We start from the raw sequence: 19,422 nt of genomic DNA on the forward strand, positions 1-19,422 counted from the left end.
ATGCTGTGGTTCTCGGTGTGGACGGTCCTCGTGCTGGCGACGCTCGTGGGTGCCTTCTTCGTCGGCCGCCGGCTGTGGCGCTCGGGCGTGGCACTGGCCAAGGAGCTGGGGCGCGCCGCCGAGGTTGCGGAGCGGCTCGCCGTCCGGGTCGAGGAGCTGCAGGCCGCGCAGGCCGCGCTCCGGCCGGACACGGGCCCGACGGTGTTCGCTGACCCTGGCGAGGTGTACGACCGGTATGCCGAGCTGCGGGTCGCCGCCGCCGGACGTCGTGCGGCCCGAGCGGATCGTCGCGAAGCGACACGTCGTACATGGCGCGCATACTGGCGGTGAACGACCGCCCTCGCCACGCGGGTACGATCACCAGGTCATCTTGACGAAGGAGGGTCAGCGCCGTGCTCAGGAACGGGATCCAGTCGTGGCACGTCATCGTGCTGCTCATCGTCGTGCTGCTCCTCTTCGGAGCCAAGCGCCTCCCGGACGTTGCCAAGAGCGTCGGCCAGTCGTTGAAGATCTTCAAGAGCGAGGTCAAGGACCTCAGGACCGACGACGCGCCCTTGACGGACCCGCCGAACACGCCGCCCGCTGCGCAGAACACCGTGGTGCCTCCTCCCGTGGTCGTCCAGACTCCCGTGGTCACCCCGGACCGGCCCGAGCCGACCGAGGGCTCCGCCCCGCCGAAGGCCTGAACCACAGGTGAGCGCACGCCGCGGGGGTGAACCCGGCGGCCGGATGCCGCTGCGGGCACATCTGGTCGAGCTGCGTCACCGGCTGTTCCTCGCCGTCCTGGGCCTGCTCGTCGGTGCCGTCATCGGCTGGTTCCTCTACACGCCGGTGTTCGAGGCGCTCCAGCAACCGGTCAACGACGTCGCGGCCGAACGTGGTGAGCTCATCACCCTGAACTTCGCCGGACTTGCCACGGCCTTGGACATGCAGGTCAAGGTCGCGTTCTTCCTCGGTGTGCTGATCTCGAGCCCGTGGTGGATCTACCAGCTGTGGGCGTTCGTCACGCCAGGACTGACCCGCAAGGAACGCGGATACGCCTACGCGTTCGTCGGTGCTGCCGTGCCGTTGTTCCTCGCCGGTGCGGCCCTGGCCTGGTGGGCGCTGCCCAACGCGGTCCGGCTCCTGATCGACTTCACGCCCCAGGGCGCGACCAACATCACCGACGCCCAGACGTACCTCAGCTTTGTCATGCGGCTCGTCCTGGCCTTCGGGCTGGCGTTCCTGCTGCCGGTGCTCATGGTGGCCCTGAACTTTGCCGGACTCGTCTCGGCCGGTGCCTGGCGTCGCGGCTGGCGTTGGGCGATCCTCGTCGCGTTCGTGTTCGCCGCCGTGATGACGCCGACCCCCGACGCGATCACGATGATCATGGTCGCGCTGCCGATCTGCGGGCTGTACTTCGTGGCGCTCGGTGTGTGCGCGCTGCACGACCGTCGGGTGAACAAGCGTCGCCTCGCCGAAGGCCTGCCGACGCTCGACGGCTACCTGCCCGACGAGGCAACGGGCGAGACCGCGTGACCCGGCTCGGCGTGGTCGTGAACCCCACTGCGGGCAAGGGACGGGGGACGGCGGCCGGCTGGCGCACACATGAGCTCCTGCGCGGTCGCGGGTACGAGGTGCAGGACCTGTCCGCAACCTCGCTCGCGCTGGCCACCGACCGCGCCCGCGCGGCCGTACTCGACGGTCTGGATGCACTGGTGGTCGTCGGGGGCGACGGGATGGTGCACCTCGGTGTGAACGTCGTCGCAGGTTCGCACCTGCCCCTGGGCATCGTCGCGGCGGGGACGGGCAACGACATCGCGCGCACGCTCGGCCTGCCCAAGCCGGGCGATGTCGACGCGTCGGTCGCCGCAATCGAGCACGGCCTGCGAGAGGGACCGCGGCATGTCGACGCGGTGCGGGTGGGCCCGCCGGGGACGGCGGCGCACGAGTGGTACCTCGGCGTCTTGTCCTGTGGCTTCGACGCTGCGATCAACGCGCGCGCGAACGAGATGACCTGGCCCAAGGGCTCGGGCCGCTACGTCCGCGCGCTCGTCGCCGAGCTGCCGAGCTTCGCTCCCTACGGGTACCGCGTGACGATGGACGACCACGTCTGGGAGTCGACCGGCAGCCTGGTCGCCGTCGCCAACGCGCAGTGGTTCGGTGGCGGCCTGCACATCGCCCCGGACGCCGTGGTGGACGACGGGCTCCTCGACGTCATCGTCGCAGGACCGTTCAGCAAGACCGGCGTGGTCAAGATCTTCCCCGGCATCTACCGCGGGAAGCACCTCGCGCACCCGTCCGTGGACGTCTTTCGCAGCAGGTCGGTGCTCATCGAGCCCATGTCTGACCTGGGGCGCCCACCTCCCGCTGCGTTCGCCGACGGCGAGCGGGTGGGCCCGATCCCGCTGCGCGTCACGGTCGAGGCTGGCGCCCTGTCCGTGCTGCGCTGACCGCGACGGGGCGCGGCGGCCTGCCCCGGAGGTCGCGGTGTGCCTAGGGTGTGCGTGTGGTGGCCCGCTCCCGCAAGTCGTCGGTTCCTGAGGCACGTCCTGCTGCACCTTCCGCGGAGCCCTCGCCGGCCGAGCGCTACGCGGCGTCACGGCGCAGGGCGCAGGAGGAGCGCACGGAGCTCGCCCGGTTCCGGGAGCTGCTTGCGTTTCCGCTGGACGAGTTCCAGGTGGACGCATGCCTGGCCCTCGAGCGGGGCAGTGGTGTCCTGGTCGCCGCACCGACCGGCGCAGGCAAGACGGTCGTCGGCGAGTTCGCAGTGCACCTGGCGTTGCAGTCGGGCCGCAAGGCGTTCTACACGACGCCCATCAAGGCCCTCTCCAACCAGAAGTACGGAGACCTAGTCCGCCGCTACGGACCAGAGAAGGTCGGGCTCCTGACGGGCGACACGACGATCAACGGGGATGCGCCCGTCGTCGTGATGACCACCGAGGTGCTCCGCAACATGCTCTACGCAGGGTCTACGACGTTGCACGGGCTCGGGTTCGTCGTCATGGACGAGGTCCACTACCTGGCCGACCGGTTCCGCGGCCCCGTGTGGGAGGAGGTGATCATCCACCTCACCGACGACGTCCAGCTCGTGTCGCTGTCGGCGACCGTGTCCAACGCCGAGGAGTTCGGAGACTGGCTGGCCACCGTGCGGGGTGACACCACGGTGGTCGTGAGCGAGCACCGCCCGGTCCCGCTGGGTCAGCACGTGCTTGTACGCGGCGAGCTGCTGGATCTGTACGCCGGCCATGTCGATCCCACTGCGCCCGGCGTCGACCCTCCGATCAACCCGGATCTGAGCCACCTCCTGCGTCGCAGCAACCGTGAGGAGGTCCCTGCTCGGCGGGGGCCGGCCCATCGTGGCCGGCAGCAGGGCCGCCAGAGCAGACCGGGCCGGCCGGGCGGCGGGAAGCCGACGCCCCGCTTCGCCGTCGTCGACGCGCTCGAGGCTGACGGGCTGCTGCCGGCGATCGTCTTCATCTTCTCCCGGGCCGGCTGTCAGGGTGCCGTGCAGCAGTGCCTGGCAGCCGGCGTGCGCCTGACCAGCCCCGCGGAGCAGTCACGGATCCGGATGATCGTCGAGGAGCGCTGCGCGGCGGTCCCGCCCGAGGACCTGCCCGTGCTCGGCTACTGGGAGTTCGCGGAGGCTCTGAGCCGAGGCGTCGCCGCGCACCACGCGGGGATGCTCCCGCTGTTCAAGGAGACGGTCGAGGACCTGTTCTCGCAGGGGCTGGTCAAGGTTGTGTTCGCCACCGAGACCCTCGCGCTGGGCATCAACATGCCCGCCCGGTCCGTGGTGCTCGAGAAGCTCGTCAAGTGGGACGGCTCCAACCACGTCGACGTGACACCGGGGGAGTACACCCAGCTCACCGGGCGTGCCGGGCGTCGGGGAATCGACACCGAGGGCCACGCTGTCGTCGTCGCACACCAGGGGCTGGACCCGGTGCAGCTCGCGGGGCTGGCGTCCAAGCGCCTCTACCCGTTGCGGTCCAGCTTCCGCCCCACGTACAACATGGCCGTCAACCTGGTGGCGCAGGTGGGTCGCGACCGCGCACGAGAGGTGCTGGAGACGTCTTTCGCGCAGTTCCAGGCCGACCGCGGAGTGGTGGGCCTGGCACGGCAGGCGCAGAGCCACACAGAGGCCCTGGACGGCTACGCGAAGGCGATGGAGTGCCACCTGGGCGACTTCGCCGAGTACGCGTCCCTGCGTCGCCAGATCACCGCCCGTGAGAAGGACCTCACACGCGCCGAGGCCTCCGCCCGGCGGGCCGAGGTGGCGCGGACCCTCGAGGGTCTGCGCGTGGGTGACGTGCTCGAGATCCCGGTCGCTCGGCGATCGGGCCACGTCGTCGTCATTGACCCCGGTGGCGACGCCGGGTTCGACGGGCCGAAGCCGACCGTCCTGACGGTCGACCGCCAGGTTCGCAAGCTCACCGTCGCCGACGTCGGCACCGGCGCGCGGACCGTGGGGTTCCTGCGGGTTCCGAAGGGGTTCACGGCGCGTGTCCCGGCTGCCCGCCGTGACCTCGCGGCCCAGCTCCGCACGGCCGTGGACGACGGTGGCCACGCACACACCTCGAAGAACAGGGTTCGCCCCACGCGCCGCGTCGCGGCCACCGACGACGCCGAGATCGCCGAGCTGCGCCGCAGGATGCGCGCGCACCCCTGTCACGGGTGCCCGGAACGCGAGGACCACATGCGCTGGGCCGAGCGCTGGGCGCGTCTGTCCAGCGAGCACGACGCGCTGGTCGCTCGGATCGCCGGCCGCACGGGTTCGATCGCGGCGGTGTTCGACCGCATCTGCGACGTCCTGCTGGAGCTGGGATACCTGTCGCAGTCTGATGCGCACTCCGGCCCGGGGGACGGTCGTTCCACCCTCGAGGTCACTGACGCGGGCCGCTGGCTCCGCAGGATCTACGCGGAGAACGACCTGCTGCTCGCGGAGTGCCTGCGCCGCGGCGTCTTCGACGAGCTCGACGCCCCGGGTCTGGCGGCGGCCGTCTCGACCCTCGTCTACCGGTCCCGCCGGGACGACCAGGGCGAGCCGCACGTCCCGGGAGGCCCCTCGAGCAGGCTCGGCGTCGCTCTCGACGCGACCGTCCGGGCCTGGTCGGAGCTCGACGACCTCGAGTCCGCCCACAAGGTGGAGACGACGCAGCCGCTGGACACGGGGCTCGTCGAGGCTGTGCACCGGTGGGCGGCCGGACGCAGCCTGGACGCCGTGCTCAAGGGCAACGAGCTCTCGGCCGGGGACTTCGTGCGCTGGTGCAAGCAGGTCATCGACGTGCTCGACCAGATCGCCCAGGCCGCCCCCCAGGACCGTGTCCGGGACACGGCACGCAAGGCGGTCGACGCGCTCCGGCACGGAGTGGTGGCGTACTCCTCGGTGTAGGGCCCTAGTGTGTGCCGGTGTGAGCTCGACCCTCTACCGCCACGGCGCGGTGCACACGTCCGCTGACCCGTTCGCCGAGGCGCTGCTCGTCGAGGACGGAGTGGTGGCCTGGGTCGGGGCCGACGACACCGCCGACGGGTTCGTCGCCCGGGCCGACGAGGTGATCGACCTCGACGGCGCGCTCGTCGCCCCGGGTTTCGTGGATGCACACGTGCACGTCCTGGAGACCGGCCTCGCGCTCGAGAGCATCGACCTCTCGCCGGCCGGGGGAGTGCACTCGCTCGCGGACGCGCTCGACGCCGTGCACCGCGCCGCCGGGAGACGACCAGCCGCTCTGCAGGACAGCCCGCTGCTCGGCTTCGGGTGGGACGAGCAGCACTGGCCCGAGCGCCGGCCGCCCACGCGGGACGAGCTGGACGCCGCCGGGGGCGGGGCACCGGTGTACCTCGCGCGGGTCGACGTGCACTCAGCGGTCGTCTCGAGCGCCCTGACGGCACGCGCCGGCCTCGACGTCCTTCCGGGCTGGAACTTCGACGGGCGGGTCGAGCGCGACGCCCACCACGCGGCGCGGGACGCGGCCCGCACCGTCGCGCCGGACCGCAGGACTGCGCTGTACCGGAACGCCCTGGAGCACGCGGCCGCCCAGGGTGTCGTGTCGGTGCACGAGCAGTCGGCCCCGTTCATCGACACGCGGGCCGGGCTCGTCGAGCTCCTCGAGCTCACGGCTGACGAGCAGAGCGCGTTGCCTCACCTGGTGGGCTACCGCGGTGAGAAGTGCGTGACGGTCGACGACGCACGCGAGATCCTCGCTGCCATCCCCGGACTGTCGGGCATCGGCGGAGACTTGAACGTCGACGGCTCGCTCGGCTCGCGGACGGCCGCGCTGCGCGGCCCCTACGCGGATGCGCCGGACCACACGGGTGTGCTGTACCTGACCGCTGAGGAGATCTGCAACCACCTCACGGCGGTCACCCGCGCAGGCGTCCAGGGTGGCTTCCACGTCATCGGCGACCGCGCCATGGACGAGCTGCTGATCGGGCTGCGCGCCGCTGCCGACGTCGAGGGAGTCGCAGCGATCGCCCGTCGAGGTCATCGGCTCGAGCATGCGGAGCTGGTCGACGCTCCGACGCTCGCGGCGTTCGTCCTGCTCGGCATCCAGCTGAGCGTCCAGCCCGGGTTCGATGCCGCCTGGGGCGGCGCCGAGGGCATGTACGCGGCGCGGTTGGGCGCTGGTCGTGCGGCCGCCCTCAACCCCTTCGCCGACCTGGCAGCAGCCGGGGTCCCTCTGGCGTTCGGCTCGGACTCGCCCGTCACACCGATCTCCCCGTGGGCCGCCGTCCGGGCCGCCGTGCAGCACAGGTCGTCCGACCAGCGGATCTCCGCACGAGCGGCGTTCCGGGCCTCGACCCGCGGTGGCTGGCGCCTGGCCGGCCTCGACCACGACGGCGCCGGAGAGCTGCGCGTCGGGTCTCCGGCGCACCTGGCGGTGTGGCGCGCCGAGCACCTGACCGTGCAGGCCGCCGACGGTCGGTTCTCGTCCTGGAGCACCGACGCCCGTGCCGGGATCCCGCTCCTGCCCGACATGTCGCCCGGGGCACCGATGCCCGAGTGCTTGCGCACCGTCCGCGGGTCGACCGTCCTTTTCGACACGTTCTGAGACTCGTCGAGCATCCTGGACGGCCGACCGGGTGAAAAACCCGCGGTCGTCCTCGGTGCGGTCCCGTCCGATTCCGACCGATCTTGCGACACGCGGACCGACACGCCGCACCGAACGGGACAGACCGTGCGCACGGGGCACAGGTGACCTGCACGTACGGCTCCCACCTGCGCCGATGTGGCCTTGACACTCCCTGGGATCTCGGTAGGTTTCAGGAGATCCACCGGAGCGACATGCCCACGACGACGTCGGGCCATGGGGGGCAAGGGTGGAGAGCTAGGGCTCCGACCGGGCCCGCGTGTTCAGTAGACAACGGTCCGTGCGCATGCACGCAGACCGGTACGAAGGACACGCGGGCCGGTCGGTCGGCGCCCACAGATCCGCACCGCGGCGGTCATCTGCGGGGCCCGGCTGACGTACTCTCCTGAGGTGCCCGCCCGTGAACCCGCCCGCTGGTGGACTCTCGTTCTCGCTCTCGCCGGTGGCTACCTGACCCGGCTCGCGTTTCCTGCGCCAGGGTGGTGGGGGACCGTCTTCGTCGGCATCGCCCTGCTGTACCTGGCGATGCGCCGGGACAGTGCGCGCTGGAACGCGCTCGTCGGGTTCGCGTGGGGGCTGGCGTTCTTCGTCCCGCTGATCAGCTGGACCGGTGACGCCGTGGGACAGGTGCCGTGGCTGGCGCTGTCCACGCTCGAAGCGTCGTACGTCGCGCTGTTCGGCGCGGCATGGTCCTGGGCGCGACGAGGGCATGCGGTCTGGCGCAACCGGGCTCTCCAGGTCGTCGTGTTCTCCGTCCTGTGGGTGGCGGCCGAGGAGCTCCGGTCGACCTGGCCGTTCGGGGGCTTCCCCTGGGGGCGGCTCGTCTTCTCGCAGGCGGACTCGCCCCTCGCGGCCTTCGCGTCGATCGCTGGGAGCCCGCTGCTCAGTGGTGTCGTCGTTGCCATCGGCGTGCTCTTCGCGCGGATCTGGCTCGCCGCACGCCGGTTGCACCTTGTACGGCTGGGCGCCGCCGTCGCGACCGTGGCGGCGCTGTTCGTCATCGGGCTCGTCATACCTCTCGACACCCAGGCCGAGGACGGGAACCTCGAGATCGGTGCCGTCCAGGGCAACGTCCCGGGCACCGGTCTCGACGCGTTCGGGCAGCGTAAGGCGGTCCTCAACAACCACGTGCAGGGGACGTACGCCCTGCTCGACCAGGTCGACCCCGGTGAGCTCGACCTCGTGCTGTGGCCGGAGAACGGCACGGACATCGACCCTCAGGTGGACGTGGAAGCAGCCACGCTGATCGACGACGCGGCGCAAGCCGTCGACGCGCCCATGCTCGTCGGCACGGTCCAGTACCCGCAGAGCGGTGGCCGGTACAACACAGCGGTGCTGTGGGAGCCCGGCGTCGGGGTCACGGCGACCTACTCCAAGCAGCACCCCGCGCCGTTCGCCGAGTACATCCCGATGCGCTCGCTCGTGCGCCCGTTCTCCTCGGCGGTCGACCTGGTGACCAGAGATATGCTGCCGGGCGACAAGCCTGGGTACATCCCCCTGGAGTCCGAGCGGCTGGGCCGCACGGTCGGCATCGGTGACGTCATCTGCTTCGAGGTCGCGTACGACTCGATCGTCCGCGAGGCGGTCAGAGCCGGGGGAGAGGTGCTCGTCGTGCAGACCAACAACGCCTCTTTCGGCGTCTCCGACGAGTCCACCCAGCAGCTGGCCATGTCACGGATGCGCGCGATCGAGCACGGTCGCGCGACGGTCCAGATCTCGACGGTCGGCGTCAGCGCGGTCATCGACCCCAACGGTGTGGTGGCTCAGGACACGGACCTGTTCACGGCGGCGCAGATGGTGGCGTCGCTGCCTCTGCGCACCTCCCAGACCCTCGCGACCAGGTGGGGATCGTGGCCGGCGTGGATCATCGACGGCCTGGCGATCGCGATGGTCGTCGCCGGGGTCGCGGGAGCCCGTGCGCTTCGTCGCGAGGACCGGACCGGAGCAGCGGCGTGAGCGCCTCGCTCGGACGCGTGCTCGTCATCGTCCCCACCTACAACGAGGCCCAGAACCTGCCCATCGCACTGGACCGGTTGCGCACGCACGTGCCGGAGGCGGACGTGCTGGTCGTGGACGACGGCTCGCCGGACGGTACAGGCCAGCTCGCCGAGGACCTCGCCGCGCTCGAGGCAGCCGGCTCGGGGCTGCGCCGGGTGCATGTGATGCACCGGTCCGGAAAGCTCGGGCTCGGGACCGCGTACATCGCGGGGTTCCGGTGGGCGCTCGAGCGGTCGTACGACGTCGTCGTCGAGATGGACGCCGACGGATCGCACCGGGCGGAGGACCTTCCCACGATCCTGGACGCGGTCCAGGACGCGGACCTCGTGCTCGGTTCCCGGTGGGTGCCCGGCGGAGCTGTGCTCAACTGGCCGTTGAGCCGGCACGTCCTGTCGCGCGGCGCCAACATCTACACCCGCGTCATGCTGGGAATCCCGCTCGGCGATGCCACCGGAGGTTTCCGTGCCTACCGCGCGAGCCTGCTGCGCGACCTCGTGCTCGACGACATCGCGTCGCAGGGCTACTGCTTCCAGGTCGACATGGCGTGGCGGTCGGTCCGGCAGGGTGCGCGGGTGCGCGAGGTCCCGATCACGTTCGTCGAGCGCGAGATCGGTACGTCGAAGATGAGCCGCGCGATCGTCGCGGAGGCGCTGGTCAGCGTGACCCGGTGGGGGATAGCAGAACGCTCCCGCCGTGTGGCGGGAGCGTTCAGGCGTTCGTGAGGGGTTCGAACCCGTCGTCAGGCGCTGCGGCGCAACTTCCCCGAGCGGAGCAGGTCAAGACGCTCGTCGAGGAGCTCCTGGAGCTCACCGACGGTGCGACGCTCGAGCAGCATGTCCCAGTGCGTGCGCGGCGGCTTGCCGGCCTTCACCTCGGGTCGCGACGCGTCGCGAAGCAGTGCCTCCTCGCCGCAACGGCACTCCCACACCACCGGAACGTCGGCCTCGACCGAGAACGGCAGAATGATCGTGTGCCCGTTGGGGCAGTCGTAGTGAGCCTGGAGCCGGGGCGCGAACTCGACGCCGTCTTCCGTCTCCATGCTGTGGGACCCGATGCGCATGCCGCGCAGGGACCGGTTTGCCATCGTGGGGAACCTCCGTGCCGTTGTACGGCCGTCGAGAGTGTGTACTTCCACCGGTTCCAACGGTGGACGCCCCTCCAGTGTTCCAGGTAGACGTGAAGGGATGGTGAACGGTGTCAGCAATTGACGGAGAGGCTTAATGTCGCATCGTGACGTTCGAGGCCCCCACCAGGCAGATGACCTTCCGGCAGCTCGGCGACCTCGGCCCGTCCGTGTCCGTCGCAGGTCTCGGATGCAACACGTTCGGCGCAACGCTCACCCCGGGCGGCGTGCCGGGTCTCGTGTCGGCGGCGCTCGACGCGGGCATCACGTTCTTCGACACAGCCGATGTCTACGGCGGCACGTTCGGCCAGAGCGAGGAGCTACTGGGCGCGGCCCTCGCGGGCGCGCGCGACCAGGTGGTGGTCGCGAGCAAGTTCGGCGCCGGCGCTCCGGAGGGCGTCACTGCCGGCTCACGTGAGTACATCCGGGCAGCTGTCGAGGCGTCGCTCAGGCGGCTACGGACGGACCGGATCGACCTGTACCAGATGCACGTCCCGGACCCGGTGACGCCGATCGAGGAGACGCTCGCGGCGCTGCACGAGCTGGTGGTGGAAGGAAAGGTCCGCCACATCGGCTCCTCCAACTTCGCCGCCTGGCAGGTGGTCGACGCCGACTGGACTGCCCGGACCGCGGGAGCTACGGCGTTCGTGTCGGCCCAGAACCGGTACAACCTGCTGGATCGCGCCGCAGAGAGCGAGCTCGTCCCCGCGCTCGAGCAGGTGGGGGTCGCGCTGATCCCGTACGTCCCGCTCGCCTCCGGACTCCTGACCGGCAAGTACCGGCGCGACGAGTCCGCACCGGACGGCTCGCGCCTGTCGCGGTGGCCGGACCGACTGGCGCGCGCGGACTTCGACCGGATCGACGCGCTGACCACGCTGGCTCGGGAGTGGGGGATCGACCTTCCGACCCTCGCGCTGGGCGGACTGGCGGCGCAGCCTGCGGTGGCCACCGTCATCGCCGGCGCACGGACCCCTGAGCAGCTGCGCGCGAACGTCGCGTCGATCCTCTGGGAGCCGACGCTCGACCAGCTCGCCGCCATCGACGACGCGTCGACCAGCCCAGCCGGCTGACTCACCACTCGAGCATTCGTGCGCGGCTCTGGCCGATCGCTGCGACGCCCCACAGGCGCATGCCGATCGCGTCGGCGCCCTCCCGGAGCGAACGCGTCCAGGACTCCTCGAACGCCCCTCGGTCTCCACCGGCAGCGCGCACGAGGCCGACGAGCACCGATCCTCCCGGCCCGTCCTCGGCGAGCACCGATCCGAGGACGTCCAGCAGGCGTCGCACCACCTCTCGGTCGGCGTGCAGCGGCACGTCCGTGATGGGCAGCACTGTCGGGAGCGTGTACCCCTGGGCGTCGACCATGACGAACCACAGGGCCGGCTCACCCGCGCGCTGCGCACCCACCAGTGCGAGGAGCACGGCCAGCGCGTCATCGGGCGTCCGGACCGGCCCGACCGGGTGCTCCGGCAGGTCGTCGTCCGGACCGCCGTGCTCCCACTCGAGCGCGTCCCATTCCCTGCTCGCGCGGTGGGCGTCCCACTGCCGGTCGTACCAGTCGTCGTCGTACCCGTGCGCCGTCATGCGACAACCCTGGATGCCGGGCAACGGCTCGAACGGGTTAGCTGGGTGCCGACGTCAGGGCCGGGCTGGGGTCGGCTCAGGCCAGGTGCGCGGTCAACGCCTCGACGACGAGGGCGTGGTCGTCCGCCTGCGGAAGGCCCGAGACGGTCACGACACCGACGATGCCGACGTCGCGCACACGGATCGGGAACGCGCCACCGTGGGCGGCGTACTCGCGCAGCGGCAGGTCGTGCTGCTCGTTGAATGTCGTGCCCTTGGCCTTGGCACGCAGGCCGACGAGGTAGGACGGCGCGCCGAACCGAAGGACGACCCGGACCTTGCGGGCGACCCAGGTGTCGTTGTCGGCCGTCGTGCCTGCCCGCGCGGCGTGGAAGACCTGCTGCGTGCCGTGCTGGATGTCCACGGTGATCGGCAGGTCGCGCTCCTGCCCCAGCTCGACCAGCAGGCAGCCGAGCTCCCACGCGTCGTCGTGGGTGAACCGGCTGAACACCAGGTCGCGCTCCTGCTGCTCGATGGTGGCGATGGTTCGCTGGATCTGGGTGACGTCGTCGGCGCTCATGACGACATCGTGGCACGCGGCGCGGCGGCCTCCGGTTGCACGCCGAAGTTGCCGTCGAACACGTGCTCCGGGTCGTAGGTCACCTTGAGACGGGCGATCCTGCTCAGCGTCTCGGGCGGGAACGCCTGAGCGAGGCGGGCGGGCGACTGGTCGGTCTCGAAGCTCAGGTAGACGCCGTCCAGGTGCGGCGCGAGCCGTTCCCACCACTGGTCGATCTGTGCCCGCCTGCTGCCTCTCACCGCTGCGGCGAGCGAGAAGTTCTGCGTCCGGTGCGCGTACGCCGTGGCCGAGGGGTCGAGGTCGTTGACGGCACCTCCGACAGACCGAAGCTGCACCATGTCGGACACCCCCGACGCCACGAGGTCGCCCAGCAAGGCGGCCAGCTCGGGTGTCACGTGGTCGATGAGCCCGCCGCGGGACGCGGGCGCAGGACCGCCGGTGTGCGGACCGTGGTGCGCGGGCACGACGGTCGAGTACGGCACCACCCGAGCGTGTTGCTGGAGGACGGGTGCAAGGTCGAGGAACGGTTCCAACGACGCGACCGCGGCGTCCGTGTCGTCGTTCGCCCAGACGACGATCGTGTACCCGATGGCGGGGTTCTGGCCGTTCGCGGGGATCACCGTGAGGAAGCTGGTGAGCTCGCGCGGCGACCTCTCCACGAGCGCAGCCCAGGACTCCAGGAAGGCGGCGGTGTCCGTGGCGTCGAAGAGGATCGTCGCGTGGACGACGTCGCCCACCTGCGCCGCCTCGATCTCGACGGCCGTGAGGATGCCGAAGTTCGCGCCCGCGCCGCGGACGGCCCACAGCAGGTCGGGCTCGTGCTCGTGATCCGCACGGACGATCCTGCCGTCCGCCAGCACGAGCTCGGCCGCGACCACGTGGTCCAGCGTCAAGCCGTACGAGCGTGCGAGGAACCCTTGGCCGCCGGCCGTGACGAGACCACCGACTCCGACGTCGCCGTAGTCTCCTGAGCTGATCGCGAGCCCGTGCGGCGAGAGCGCGGAGGCGACGTCGCCCCAGCGGGCGCCGGCGCCGAGCCGGACCAGCCCGCGGTCCGCGTCCAGCACCTCGATGGTGTCGAGCCTCCCGACGTCGATGACGATGCCACCGTCGTTGGTCGCACGGCCGCTGATCCCGTGACCGCCGCTACGGACGGCCAACGGAACGTCCTGGGCTCGTGCGAACACGATCGCGTCGCTGACGTCCTGGGGCGACGTCGCACGGATCACGATGCCGGGGGAGCCGGAGTACACGTAGGTGGAACGTACGCGCCCGTACTCCCGGTCCCCGGGCTCCACGGCCTTGCCGACGAGGGAGGCCGGGAGACCGTCGTAGTCGATGCCCGGATGACGTCTGGCGAGGGCCGCCGCCGGACGGACCGCCCCGGTCGCTGTGCCCGACGAGAATCGCTCAGCCGCGACTGCCTCACGCACCGCGGGCGCAACCTCCTGCCCGAAGACTGCCAGCGCACGGTCGTCGTCGCTCGCAACGATGAACGTCGCGATCCCGTCCTGGAGGACCAGCGCGACAAGCTCGTCCACCCACTGCTCCGTCGAGCCCTGCGGACCGCTGCCGACGTTGAGCAGCCGCCGGATCTCACGAGCGTCGCGGCCTGCGGCGTGGGCCGCCTCGTCGATCGCGGCGTTGCCCCGAGCCAGGTCACCAGGCTGGAGATAGCCCTGGCTCGGCAGCCACCCATCAGCCTTGGCGCCCACGAGCCGGAGCATCCGCGGCTTGTACGCGCCGAGCCAGATCGGAATGTCATGGGCTGGCGCCGGTCCGCGTTTCGCGCCGTCGACGGCATGGAACGTGCCATGCACGCGCAGCGGCGCCCGCTCGTCGGCGTCCCAGATGCCACGGATGATGTCGATCGCCTCGTCGAGCGCGGTGACGGCCTCGCCTGGGGTCTTCCGCGGCGCTCCCATGGCGACGATCGCGTCCCAGAACGCGCCGGAGCCCAGTCCGAGTGCGAGCCGACCCCCGGACAGCAGATCGAGGCTCGCAGCTGCCCTTGCGAGGACCGCTGGTGGACGCAGCGGCACGTTGAGCACGTTGCCGGACAGCTGCACGGTCGACGTGGACGCCGCCACCCATGAGAGGAGCGTCCACGTGTCCAGGAACGCGGGCTGGTACGGATGGTCCTGGAAGGTCACGAGGTCGAGCCCGACCCGCTCGCTGGTCTGCGCCAGGGCGACCACCCGCTGCGGGTCCTTCGCCGACGGCGTCAGGAAGCTGCCGAAGACGAGGTCATGGCCGTAGTCGGGCACGGTGCGCACCTTCCGCGTAGGTAATTGATGCTTCAACCATACGCCGCTTCGCGTCGTCCACTCGCGAACGGGGGAGCGGCGGCTGACCTGCCCGTGCGTCGGACCCGCGTGGCAAGATCTCGCGGGTGACCGTAGCTGACAGCCATGACCTGATCCGTGTGCAGGGCGCGCGGGAGAACAACCTCAAGAACGTCAGCGTCGAGCTGCCGAAGCGCAGGCTCACGGTGTTCACCGGGGTGTCGGGATCAGGCAAGAGCTCGCTCGTCTTCGGAACGATCGCGGCCGAGTCGCAGCGCATGATCAACGAGACGTACAGCAGCTTCGTCCAGGGCTTCATGCCGACGTTGGCGCGCCCGGACGTCGACGTGCTCGACGGGCTGACGACCGCGATCATCGTCGACCAGGAGCGGATGGGCGCGAACGTGCGGTCCACCGTCGGGACGGCGACCGACGCGAACGCGTTGCTGCGCATCCTGTTCAGCCGCGTCGGGCAGCCACACATCGGTTCGCCCCAGGCGTTCTCGTTCAACGTCGCCTCCGTCTCCGGGGCGGGGGCGATCACGACCGAACGCGGCGGCGAGACGGTCAGGGAAAGTCGTAGCTTCACGGTCACCGGCGGCATGTGCCCGCGCTGCGAAGGTATGGGCAGCGCGACGAGCATCGACCTCTCCGAGCTCTACGACGACTCCAAGGCGCTCAACCAGGACGCGCTCACCATTCCCGGCTACACCGGCGGCGGCTGGAACACGCGGCTGTACATGGAGTCCGGCTTCTTCGACCCGGCCACCCCGATCCGCGACTTCACGGAGCAGGAGCTGCACGACTTCCTGTACCACGAGCCGGTGCGGATGAAGATCGCCGGGATCAACATGACCTACGAGGGACTGATCCCGCGGATCGAAAAGTCGATGCTCACCAAGGACAGGGAGGCGATGCAGCCGCACATCCGCGCGTTCGTCGACCGCGCGGTGACGTTCACCACGTGTCCCGACTGCGGTGGCACGCGGCTCAACGCGGGCGCGCGGTCGTCGAAGGTCGGGGGGATCAACATCGCCGACGCCTGCTCCATGCAGATCAGCGACCTGGCCGAGTGGGTGCGGGGACTGCACGAGCCGTCGGTCACGCCGCTCCTCAAGGCACTGGGCGAGATCCTCGACTCGTTCGTCGACATCGGGCTGGGCTACCTCTCGCTCGACCGGCCGTCGGGCACGCTCTCCGGTGGCGAGGCGCAGCGGACCAAGATGATCCGGCACCTCGGGTCGTCTCTCACCGACGTCACGTACGTCTTCGACGAGCCCACGATCGGGCTCCACCCGCACGACATCCAACGGATGAACACCCTGCTCCTGGCGCTGCGCGACAAGGGGAACACCGTCCTCGTCGTGGAGCACAAGCCCGAGACGATCGTGATCGGCGACCACGTCGTCGACCTCGGCCCGGGCGCCGGGACCGACGGGGGCACGATCTGCTTCGAGGGCACGGTCGACGACCTGCGCGCCAGCGGCACGCTCACCGGGCGACACCTCGACGACCGGTCGACAGTCAAGGACACGGTGCGTCCGTCGTCGGGGCGGCTCGAGATCCGCGGGGCGTCCGCGAACAACCTGCGCGACGTCGACGTCGACATCCCGCTCGGCGTCCTGGTCGTCATCACGGGTGTCGCCGGCTCCGGCAAGAGCTCGCTCGTGCACGGCTCGATCCCGTCCGACGCGGGTGTGGTGTCCATCGACCAGGGTGCGATCAAGGGCTCGCGACGCAGCAACCCCGCGACCTACACCGGTCTGCTCGAGCCGATCCGCAAGGCGTTCGCCAAGGCCAACAACGTCAAGCCAGCGCTGTTCAGCGCCAACTCGGAGGGCGCCTGCCCGAACTGCAACGGCGCCGGTGTCATCTACACCGACCTGGGTCCCATGGCCACCGTCTCGACGACGTGCGAGGTCTGCGAGGGCAAGCGGTTCGACGCCTCGGTACTCGAGTACCACCTCGCAGGACGAGACATCAGCGAGGTGCTCTCCATGTCGGTCACAGAGGCGGAGGCGTTCTTCAAGACGGGGGAGTCGAAGACTCCCGCAGCACACGCGATCCTTGCCCGCCTGGTCGACGTGGGCCTCGGCTACCTGCGCCTCGGCCAGCCACTGCCGACGCTCTCCGGCGGGGAGCGCCAGCGGCTCAAGCTGGCAACGCACATGGGGGAGAAGGGCGACCTCTACGTCCTGGACGAACCCACGACCGGCCTGCACCTGGCGGACGTCGAGAACCTGCTCGGCCTGCTCGACCGGCTCGTCGACTCCGGCAAGTCCGTCATCGTGATCGAGCACCACCAAGCCGTCATGGCGCACGCCGACTGGATCATCGACCTCGGCCCCGGGGCCGGCCACGACGGCGGTCTCGTCGTCTTCGAGGGGACACCGGCGGAACTCGTCGCGCACCGAACGACTCTGACGGGCGAGCACCTGGCGGCCTACGTCGGCGCCTGAGGCCTGCCGTCACATCTCCACGGCGGGAAACGTCAACCCATCGAGACCACAACTCGAAGGGGATGACGGACATGACGAACGCCACGACAGCAACGACGACCGGCGGATTCACGGACGAAGAGCGCGACGCCATGAAGGAGCGCGCCGCGGAGGTCCACGGGAAGAAGGGCGACGGTCTCGTCGAGCTCCTGGGCAAGATCGCCGAGATGGAGGACGCCGACCGGGTGATGGCCGAGCGGCTGCACATGCTGGTCAGCGACGCGGCCCCTGATCTCACACCGAAGACCTGGTACGGCATGCCCGCCTACGCCAAGGACGGCAAGGTCGTGCTCTTCTTCAAGCCGGCCGCCAAGTTCAAGGCCCGCTACGCGACGATCGGGTTCAGCGACTCGGCCGCGCTCGACGACGGCCCGATGTGGCCGACGGAGTTCGCGCTCACCGAGCTGACCACCGCCGCCGAGGACCGGATCGTGTCCCTGGTGAAGCAGGCGGCGGCCTAGCGTCCGTCGCGGCGGCTTCCGGCCCCTCGCGGGCCGCACACCGTCTCCGTAGGCTCGTCACCGGTCGCCGGCCCACACGCGGCCGGTGGCGACCCTCGACCTGGTACGGAGAGTGTGCGATGGCGGAGACGAACAAGTCGTCCGAAAGCTTCACCACGGAAGAGCGCGCGGCGATGAAGGAACGCGCCAGGGAGGTCCGCCGCCAGAGCAAGAAGGCGGACGGCGAGGCGGACCTGCTCGCCAAGATCGCCGAGATGAACCCCGAAGAACGTTTGATCGCCGAACGAATCCACGCGATCGTCCAAGACGTCGCCCCGGACCTGACGCCCAAGACCTGGTACGGGCAGCCCGCATGGGAGAAGGACGGCAAGATCGTCTGCTTCTTCCAGGCGTCCTCGAAGTTCAAGACGAGGTACTCGACGTTCGGCTTCAACGATTCCGCGGCGCTGGACGACGGTTCGATGTGGCCGGTGGCGTTCGCGCTGACCAAGCTGACGCAGGCCGACGAGAAGAAGATCGCCGAGCTGGTGAAGAACGCGGTCGGCTGACCGGTCGGGTCCCGGAGCCGGCGCGTCTAGGGTCGCGTTCCGGACTGGTACACAGACGTATCAGGTTGCGACGAGTCGACCGTCGCGGCGCAGCTGCCCGGCATCGGTCCACCGGCGCACTCGTCCTAGTTAAGTGCCGATAATGCACATTATGACATTACGTCTTCGTGGCGCACGCCCACGGACTGGGCGAACGCACGGACACGAGCCGCCATCGCTGCGGGCACCTCCGCGACCGTGAAGTGGCCGCCCTCATCGAGCCGCTCGAAGACCCGCAGATCGCGGTAGAACCGGCGGGCGACGCTCTCCGGGTTGTCGTGCTCGTGACGCTGCACGAAGACCGCGGCCGGCACCTCGACAGGTGGGATCGTCGCGTCCGCGCCGTCGAAGGATGTGCGGAAGGACGTGGCGATCGACTGCGTCGCCCAGTAGATCGTCGCCTCCGTGAGGATCCGGTCCCGAGCGATGCGCGACTCGACGGCTGCCGGATCTCCCTTCGGCGTGTCACTCCACTCGACGAGCTTCTCGGTGATCCAGGCGAGGAGCCCGGCGGGTGAGTCGTTCAGCGCCGCAGCGACCGTGTCCGGACGGGTGCTCTGGACGTGGGCGTAGCCGGCCTGGTCGTACCAGCCCTCCCCCATCCGGTCGTAGAAGGCGCGCTCCACCGGGTCGGTCGTCGCCTCGCGCTCGTCCTGCGTCAGGAAGTGCGCGTGCGTCACCACGATGCCTGCCACGGACTCGGGGTGCGTGGCGGCGAGGAGGTCGCTCACGTTGGCGGTGAGGTCCTCGCCGTAGGTCAGGAACCGGCGGTAGCCCAGCACATCGGTCATCAGCGTGTGCATCAGCTCCGCCAGTCGTTGCTCGCTCATCGCCTCGTCGCCCCAGGCGGGCGAGAAGGCGAAGCCCGGCAGGCTGGGCACCACCACATGGAAGTCCGGCAGCAGGTCGGCGAAGTCGAGCTGCAGCGCGAACGTGTGCGGCCAGCCGTGCATGACCAGGATCGCGGGGGCGTCGGGGTTGGACGAGCGCAGGTGGGCGACGTGGAGCGTCGTGCCGTCGACGTCCGCCAGGACCTGCGGGTGCCCGTTGAGCCACGCCTCCCGGGCACGCCAGTCGAATGCAGACCAGGAGCCGACCAGCTCCCGCAGGTAGGTGGCCGACATCCCCGAGGCTGGGCGGCGCGGCGAGTCGTCGCGGAACCGGGTGGCAGCGAGGCGGCCCCGCAGGTCCTCCAGGACCGCGTCGGGCACGTGGACGGTGAACGGTCGGGTGCTCATGGCCCGACGCTACGGACGCCCT

17 protein-coding genes are annotated in these 19,422 nt (G+C 70.3%); 12 read left to right on the plus strand and 5 right to left on the minus strand.

Going from position 1 to position 19,422, the window contains the following annotated elements; translation table 11 throughout:
* The 8 genes from N553_RS0109770 (at position 1) to N553_RS0109805 (ending at position 9,787) form a co-directional block, all read left to right on the plus strand.
* Positions 1–330 (plus strand): hypothetical protein, encoded by a 330-nt coding sequence (locus N553_RS0109770; RefSeq protein ID WP_028046361.1) that lies wholly within the window; start codon positions 1–3, stop codon positions 328–330.
* 62 nt (positions 331–392) lie between these two features.
* The gene (tatA, locus tag N553_RS22090) at positions 393–686 is read left to right on the plus strand and encodes a Sec-independent protein translocase subunit TatA (protein ID WP_034621708.1); all 294 of its coding nucleotides are present in this window, start codon (positions 393–395) and stop codon (positions 684–686) included.
* 43 nt (positions 687–729) lie between these two features.
* Positions 730–1,518, plus strand: a complete 789-nt coding sequence (gene tatC / locus N553_RS0109780) for a twin-arginine translocase subunit TatC (protein WP_028046362.1) — start codon at positions 730–732, stop codon at positions 1,516–1,518.
* Positions 1,515–2,432 (plus strand): diacylglycerol kinase family protein, encoded by a 918-nt coding sequence (locus N553_RS0109785; protein WP_028046363.1) that lies wholly within the window; start codon positions 1,515–1,517, stop codon positions 2,430–2,432. The genes tatC and N553_RS0109785 overlap by 4 nt, the downstream gene beginning before the upstream one ends.
* A gap of 56 nt (positions 2,433–2,488) precedes the next feature.
* Complete coding sequence (locus N553_RS0109790; protein WP_028046364.1) at positions 2,489–5,371, plus strand: RNA helicase; 2,883 nt, start codon at positions 2,489–2,491, stop codon at positions 5,369–5,371.
* A gap of 19 nt (positions 5,372–5,390) precedes the next feature.
* Positions 5,391–7,028, plus strand: coding sequence for an amidohydrolase (locus N553_RS0109795; RefSeq protein WP_028046365.1), 1,638 nt, complete (start codon positions 5,391–5,393; stop codon positions 7,026–7,028).
* 429 nt (positions 7,029–7,457) lie between these two features.
* Positions 7,458–9,023 carry an apolipoprotein N-acyltransferase gene (gene lnt, locus N553_RS0109800; protein ID WP_034621710.1) on the plus strand — a complete coding sequence of 522 codons (1,566 nt, stop codon included), beginning with the start codon at positions 7,458–7,460 and terminating at the stop codon, positions 9,021–9,023.
* On the plus strand, positions 9,020–9,787 hold the full coding sequence (locus N553_RS0109805) for a polyprenol monophosphomannose synthase (RefSeq protein WP_028046367.1): 768 nt from the start codon (positions 9,020–9,022) through the stop codon (positions 9,785–9,787). Before lnt ends, N553_RS0109805 begins: the two co-directional genes overlap by 4 nt.
* A 17-nt stretch (positions 9,788–9,804) precedes the next feature.
* Here N553_RS0109805 and N553_RS0109810 read toward each other — a convergent pair whose 3' ends face one another.
* On the minus strand, positions 9,805–10,149 hold the full coding sequence (locus N553_RS0109810; RefSeq protein WP_028046368.1) for an RNA polymerase-binding protein RbpA: 345 nt from the start codon (positions 10,147–10,149) through the stop codon (positions 9,805–9,807).
* A gap of 173 nt (positions 10,150–10,322) precedes the next feature.
* Between N553_RS0109810 and N553_RS0109815 the strand changes: the two genes are divergently transcribed.
* Positions 10,323–11,258, plus strand: a complete 936-nt coding sequence (locus N553_RS0109815; RefSeq protein WP_028046369.1) for an aldo/keto reductase — start codon at positions 10,323–10,325, stop codon at positions 11,256–11,258.
* A gap of 1 nt (position 11,259) precedes the next feature.
* Here N553_RS0109815 and N553_RS0109820 read toward each other — a convergent pair whose 3' ends face one another.
* The 3 genes from N553_RS0109820 to N553_RS0109830 form a co-directional block, all read right to left on the minus strand.
* Positions 11,260–11,772 carry a hypothetical protein gene (locus N553_RS0109820; protein ID WP_028046370.1) on the minus strand — a complete coding sequence of 171 codons (513 nt, stop codon included), beginning with the start codon at positions 11,770–11,772 and terminating at the stop codon, positions 11,260–11,262.
* A gap of 76 nt (positions 11,773–11,848) precedes the next feature.
* Complete coding sequence (locus N553_RS0109825; protein ID WP_028046371.1) at positions 11,849–12,331, minus strand: heme-degrading domain-containing protein; 483 nt, start codon at positions 12,329–12,331, stop codon at positions 11,849–11,851.
* Entirely contained in the window at positions 12,328–14,598 is a 2,271-nt protein-coding gene (locus N553_RS0109830) for an LLM class flavin-dependent oxidoreductase (protein ID WP_028046372.1), read from the minus strand. The genes N553_RS0109825 and N553_RS0109830 overlap by 4 nt, the downstream gene beginning before the upstream one ends.
* A gap of 125 nt (positions 14,599–14,723) precedes the next feature.
* Between N553_RS0109830 and N553_RS0109835 the strand changes: the two genes are divergently transcribed.
* From N553_RS0109835 to N553_RS0109845, 3 genes are all read left to right on the plus strand, one after another.
* Positions 14,724–17,075 (plus strand): excinuclease ABC subunit UvrA, encoded by a 2,352-nt coding sequence (locus N553_RS0109835; RefSeq protein WP_231505227.1) that lies wholly within the window; start codon positions 14,724–14,726, stop codon positions 17,073–17,075.
* Positions 17,076–17,137: 62 nt separating this feature from the next.
* The gene (locus N553_RS0109840) at positions 17,138–17,575 is read left to right on the plus strand and encodes an iron chaperone (RefSeq protein ID WP_028046374.1); all 438 of its coding nucleotides are present in this window, start codon (positions 17,138–17,140) and stop codon (positions 17,573–17,575) included.
* A 119-nt stretch (positions 17,576–17,694) separates the two neighbouring features.
* Entirely contained in the window at positions 17,695–18,123 is a 429-nt protein-coding gene (locus N553_RS0109845) for an iron chaperone (protein ID WP_028046375.1), read from the plus strand.
* Positions 18,124–18,272: 149 nt separating this feature from the next.
* On the opposite strand, the gene N553_RS0109850 is transcribed toward N553_RS0109845, so the two are convergent.
* Complete coding sequence (locus N553_RS0109850; RefSeq protein ID WP_028046376.1) at positions 18,273–19,400, minus strand: epoxide hydrolase family protein; 1,128 nt, start codon at positions 19,398–19,400, stop codon at positions 18,273–18,275.
* Positions 19,401–19,422: the final 22 nt, after the last annotated feature.

The organism is Cellulomonas sp. URHE0023, assembly GCF_000688475.1.
Lineage (GTDB): Bacteria > Actinomycetota > Actinomycetes > Actinomycetales > Cellulomonadaceae > Cellulomonas.

What these genes read in the sequence shown, in the direction of transcription:
- N553_RS0109770 (WP_028046361.1), top strand. Translation starts at nt 1, where the DNA reads ATGCTGTGGTTCTCGGTGTGGACGGTCCTCGTGCTGGCGACGCTCGTG.
- tatC (WP_028046362.1), top strand. Translation starts at nt 730, where the DNA reads ATGCCGCTGCGGGCACATCTGGTCGAGCTGCGTCACCGGCTGTTCCTC.
- N553_RS0109810 (WP_028046368.1), bottom strand. Translation starts at nt 10,149, where the DNA reads ATGGCAAACCGGTCCCTGCGCGGCATGCGCATCGGGTCCCACAGCATG.
- N553_RS0109815 (WP_028046369.1), top strand. Translation starts at nt 10,323, where the DNA reads ATGACCTTCCGGCAGCTCGGCGACCTCGGCCCGTCCGTGTCCGTCGCA.
- N553_RS0109820 (WP_028046370.1), bottom strand. Translation starts at nt 11,772, where the DNA reads ATGACGGCGCACGGGTACGACGACGACTGGTACGACCGGCAGTGGGAC.
- N553_RS0109825 (WP_028046371.1), bottom strand. Translation starts at nt 12,331, where the DNA reads ATGAGCGCCGACGACGTCACCCAGATCCAGCGAACCATCGCCACCATC.
- N553_RS0109840 (WP_028046374.1), top strand. Translation starts at nt 17,138, where the DNA reads ATGACGGACATGACGAACGCCACGACAGCAACGACGACCGGCGGATTC.
- N553_RS0109845 (WP_028046375.1), top strand. Translation starts at nt 17,695, where the DNA reads ATGGCGGAGACGAACAAGTCGTCCGAAAGCTTCACCACGGAAGAGCGC.
- N553_RS0109850 (WP_028046376.1), bottom strand. Translation starts at nt 19,400, where the DNA reads ATGAGCACCCGACCGTTCACCGTCCACGTGCCCGACGCGGTCCTGGAG.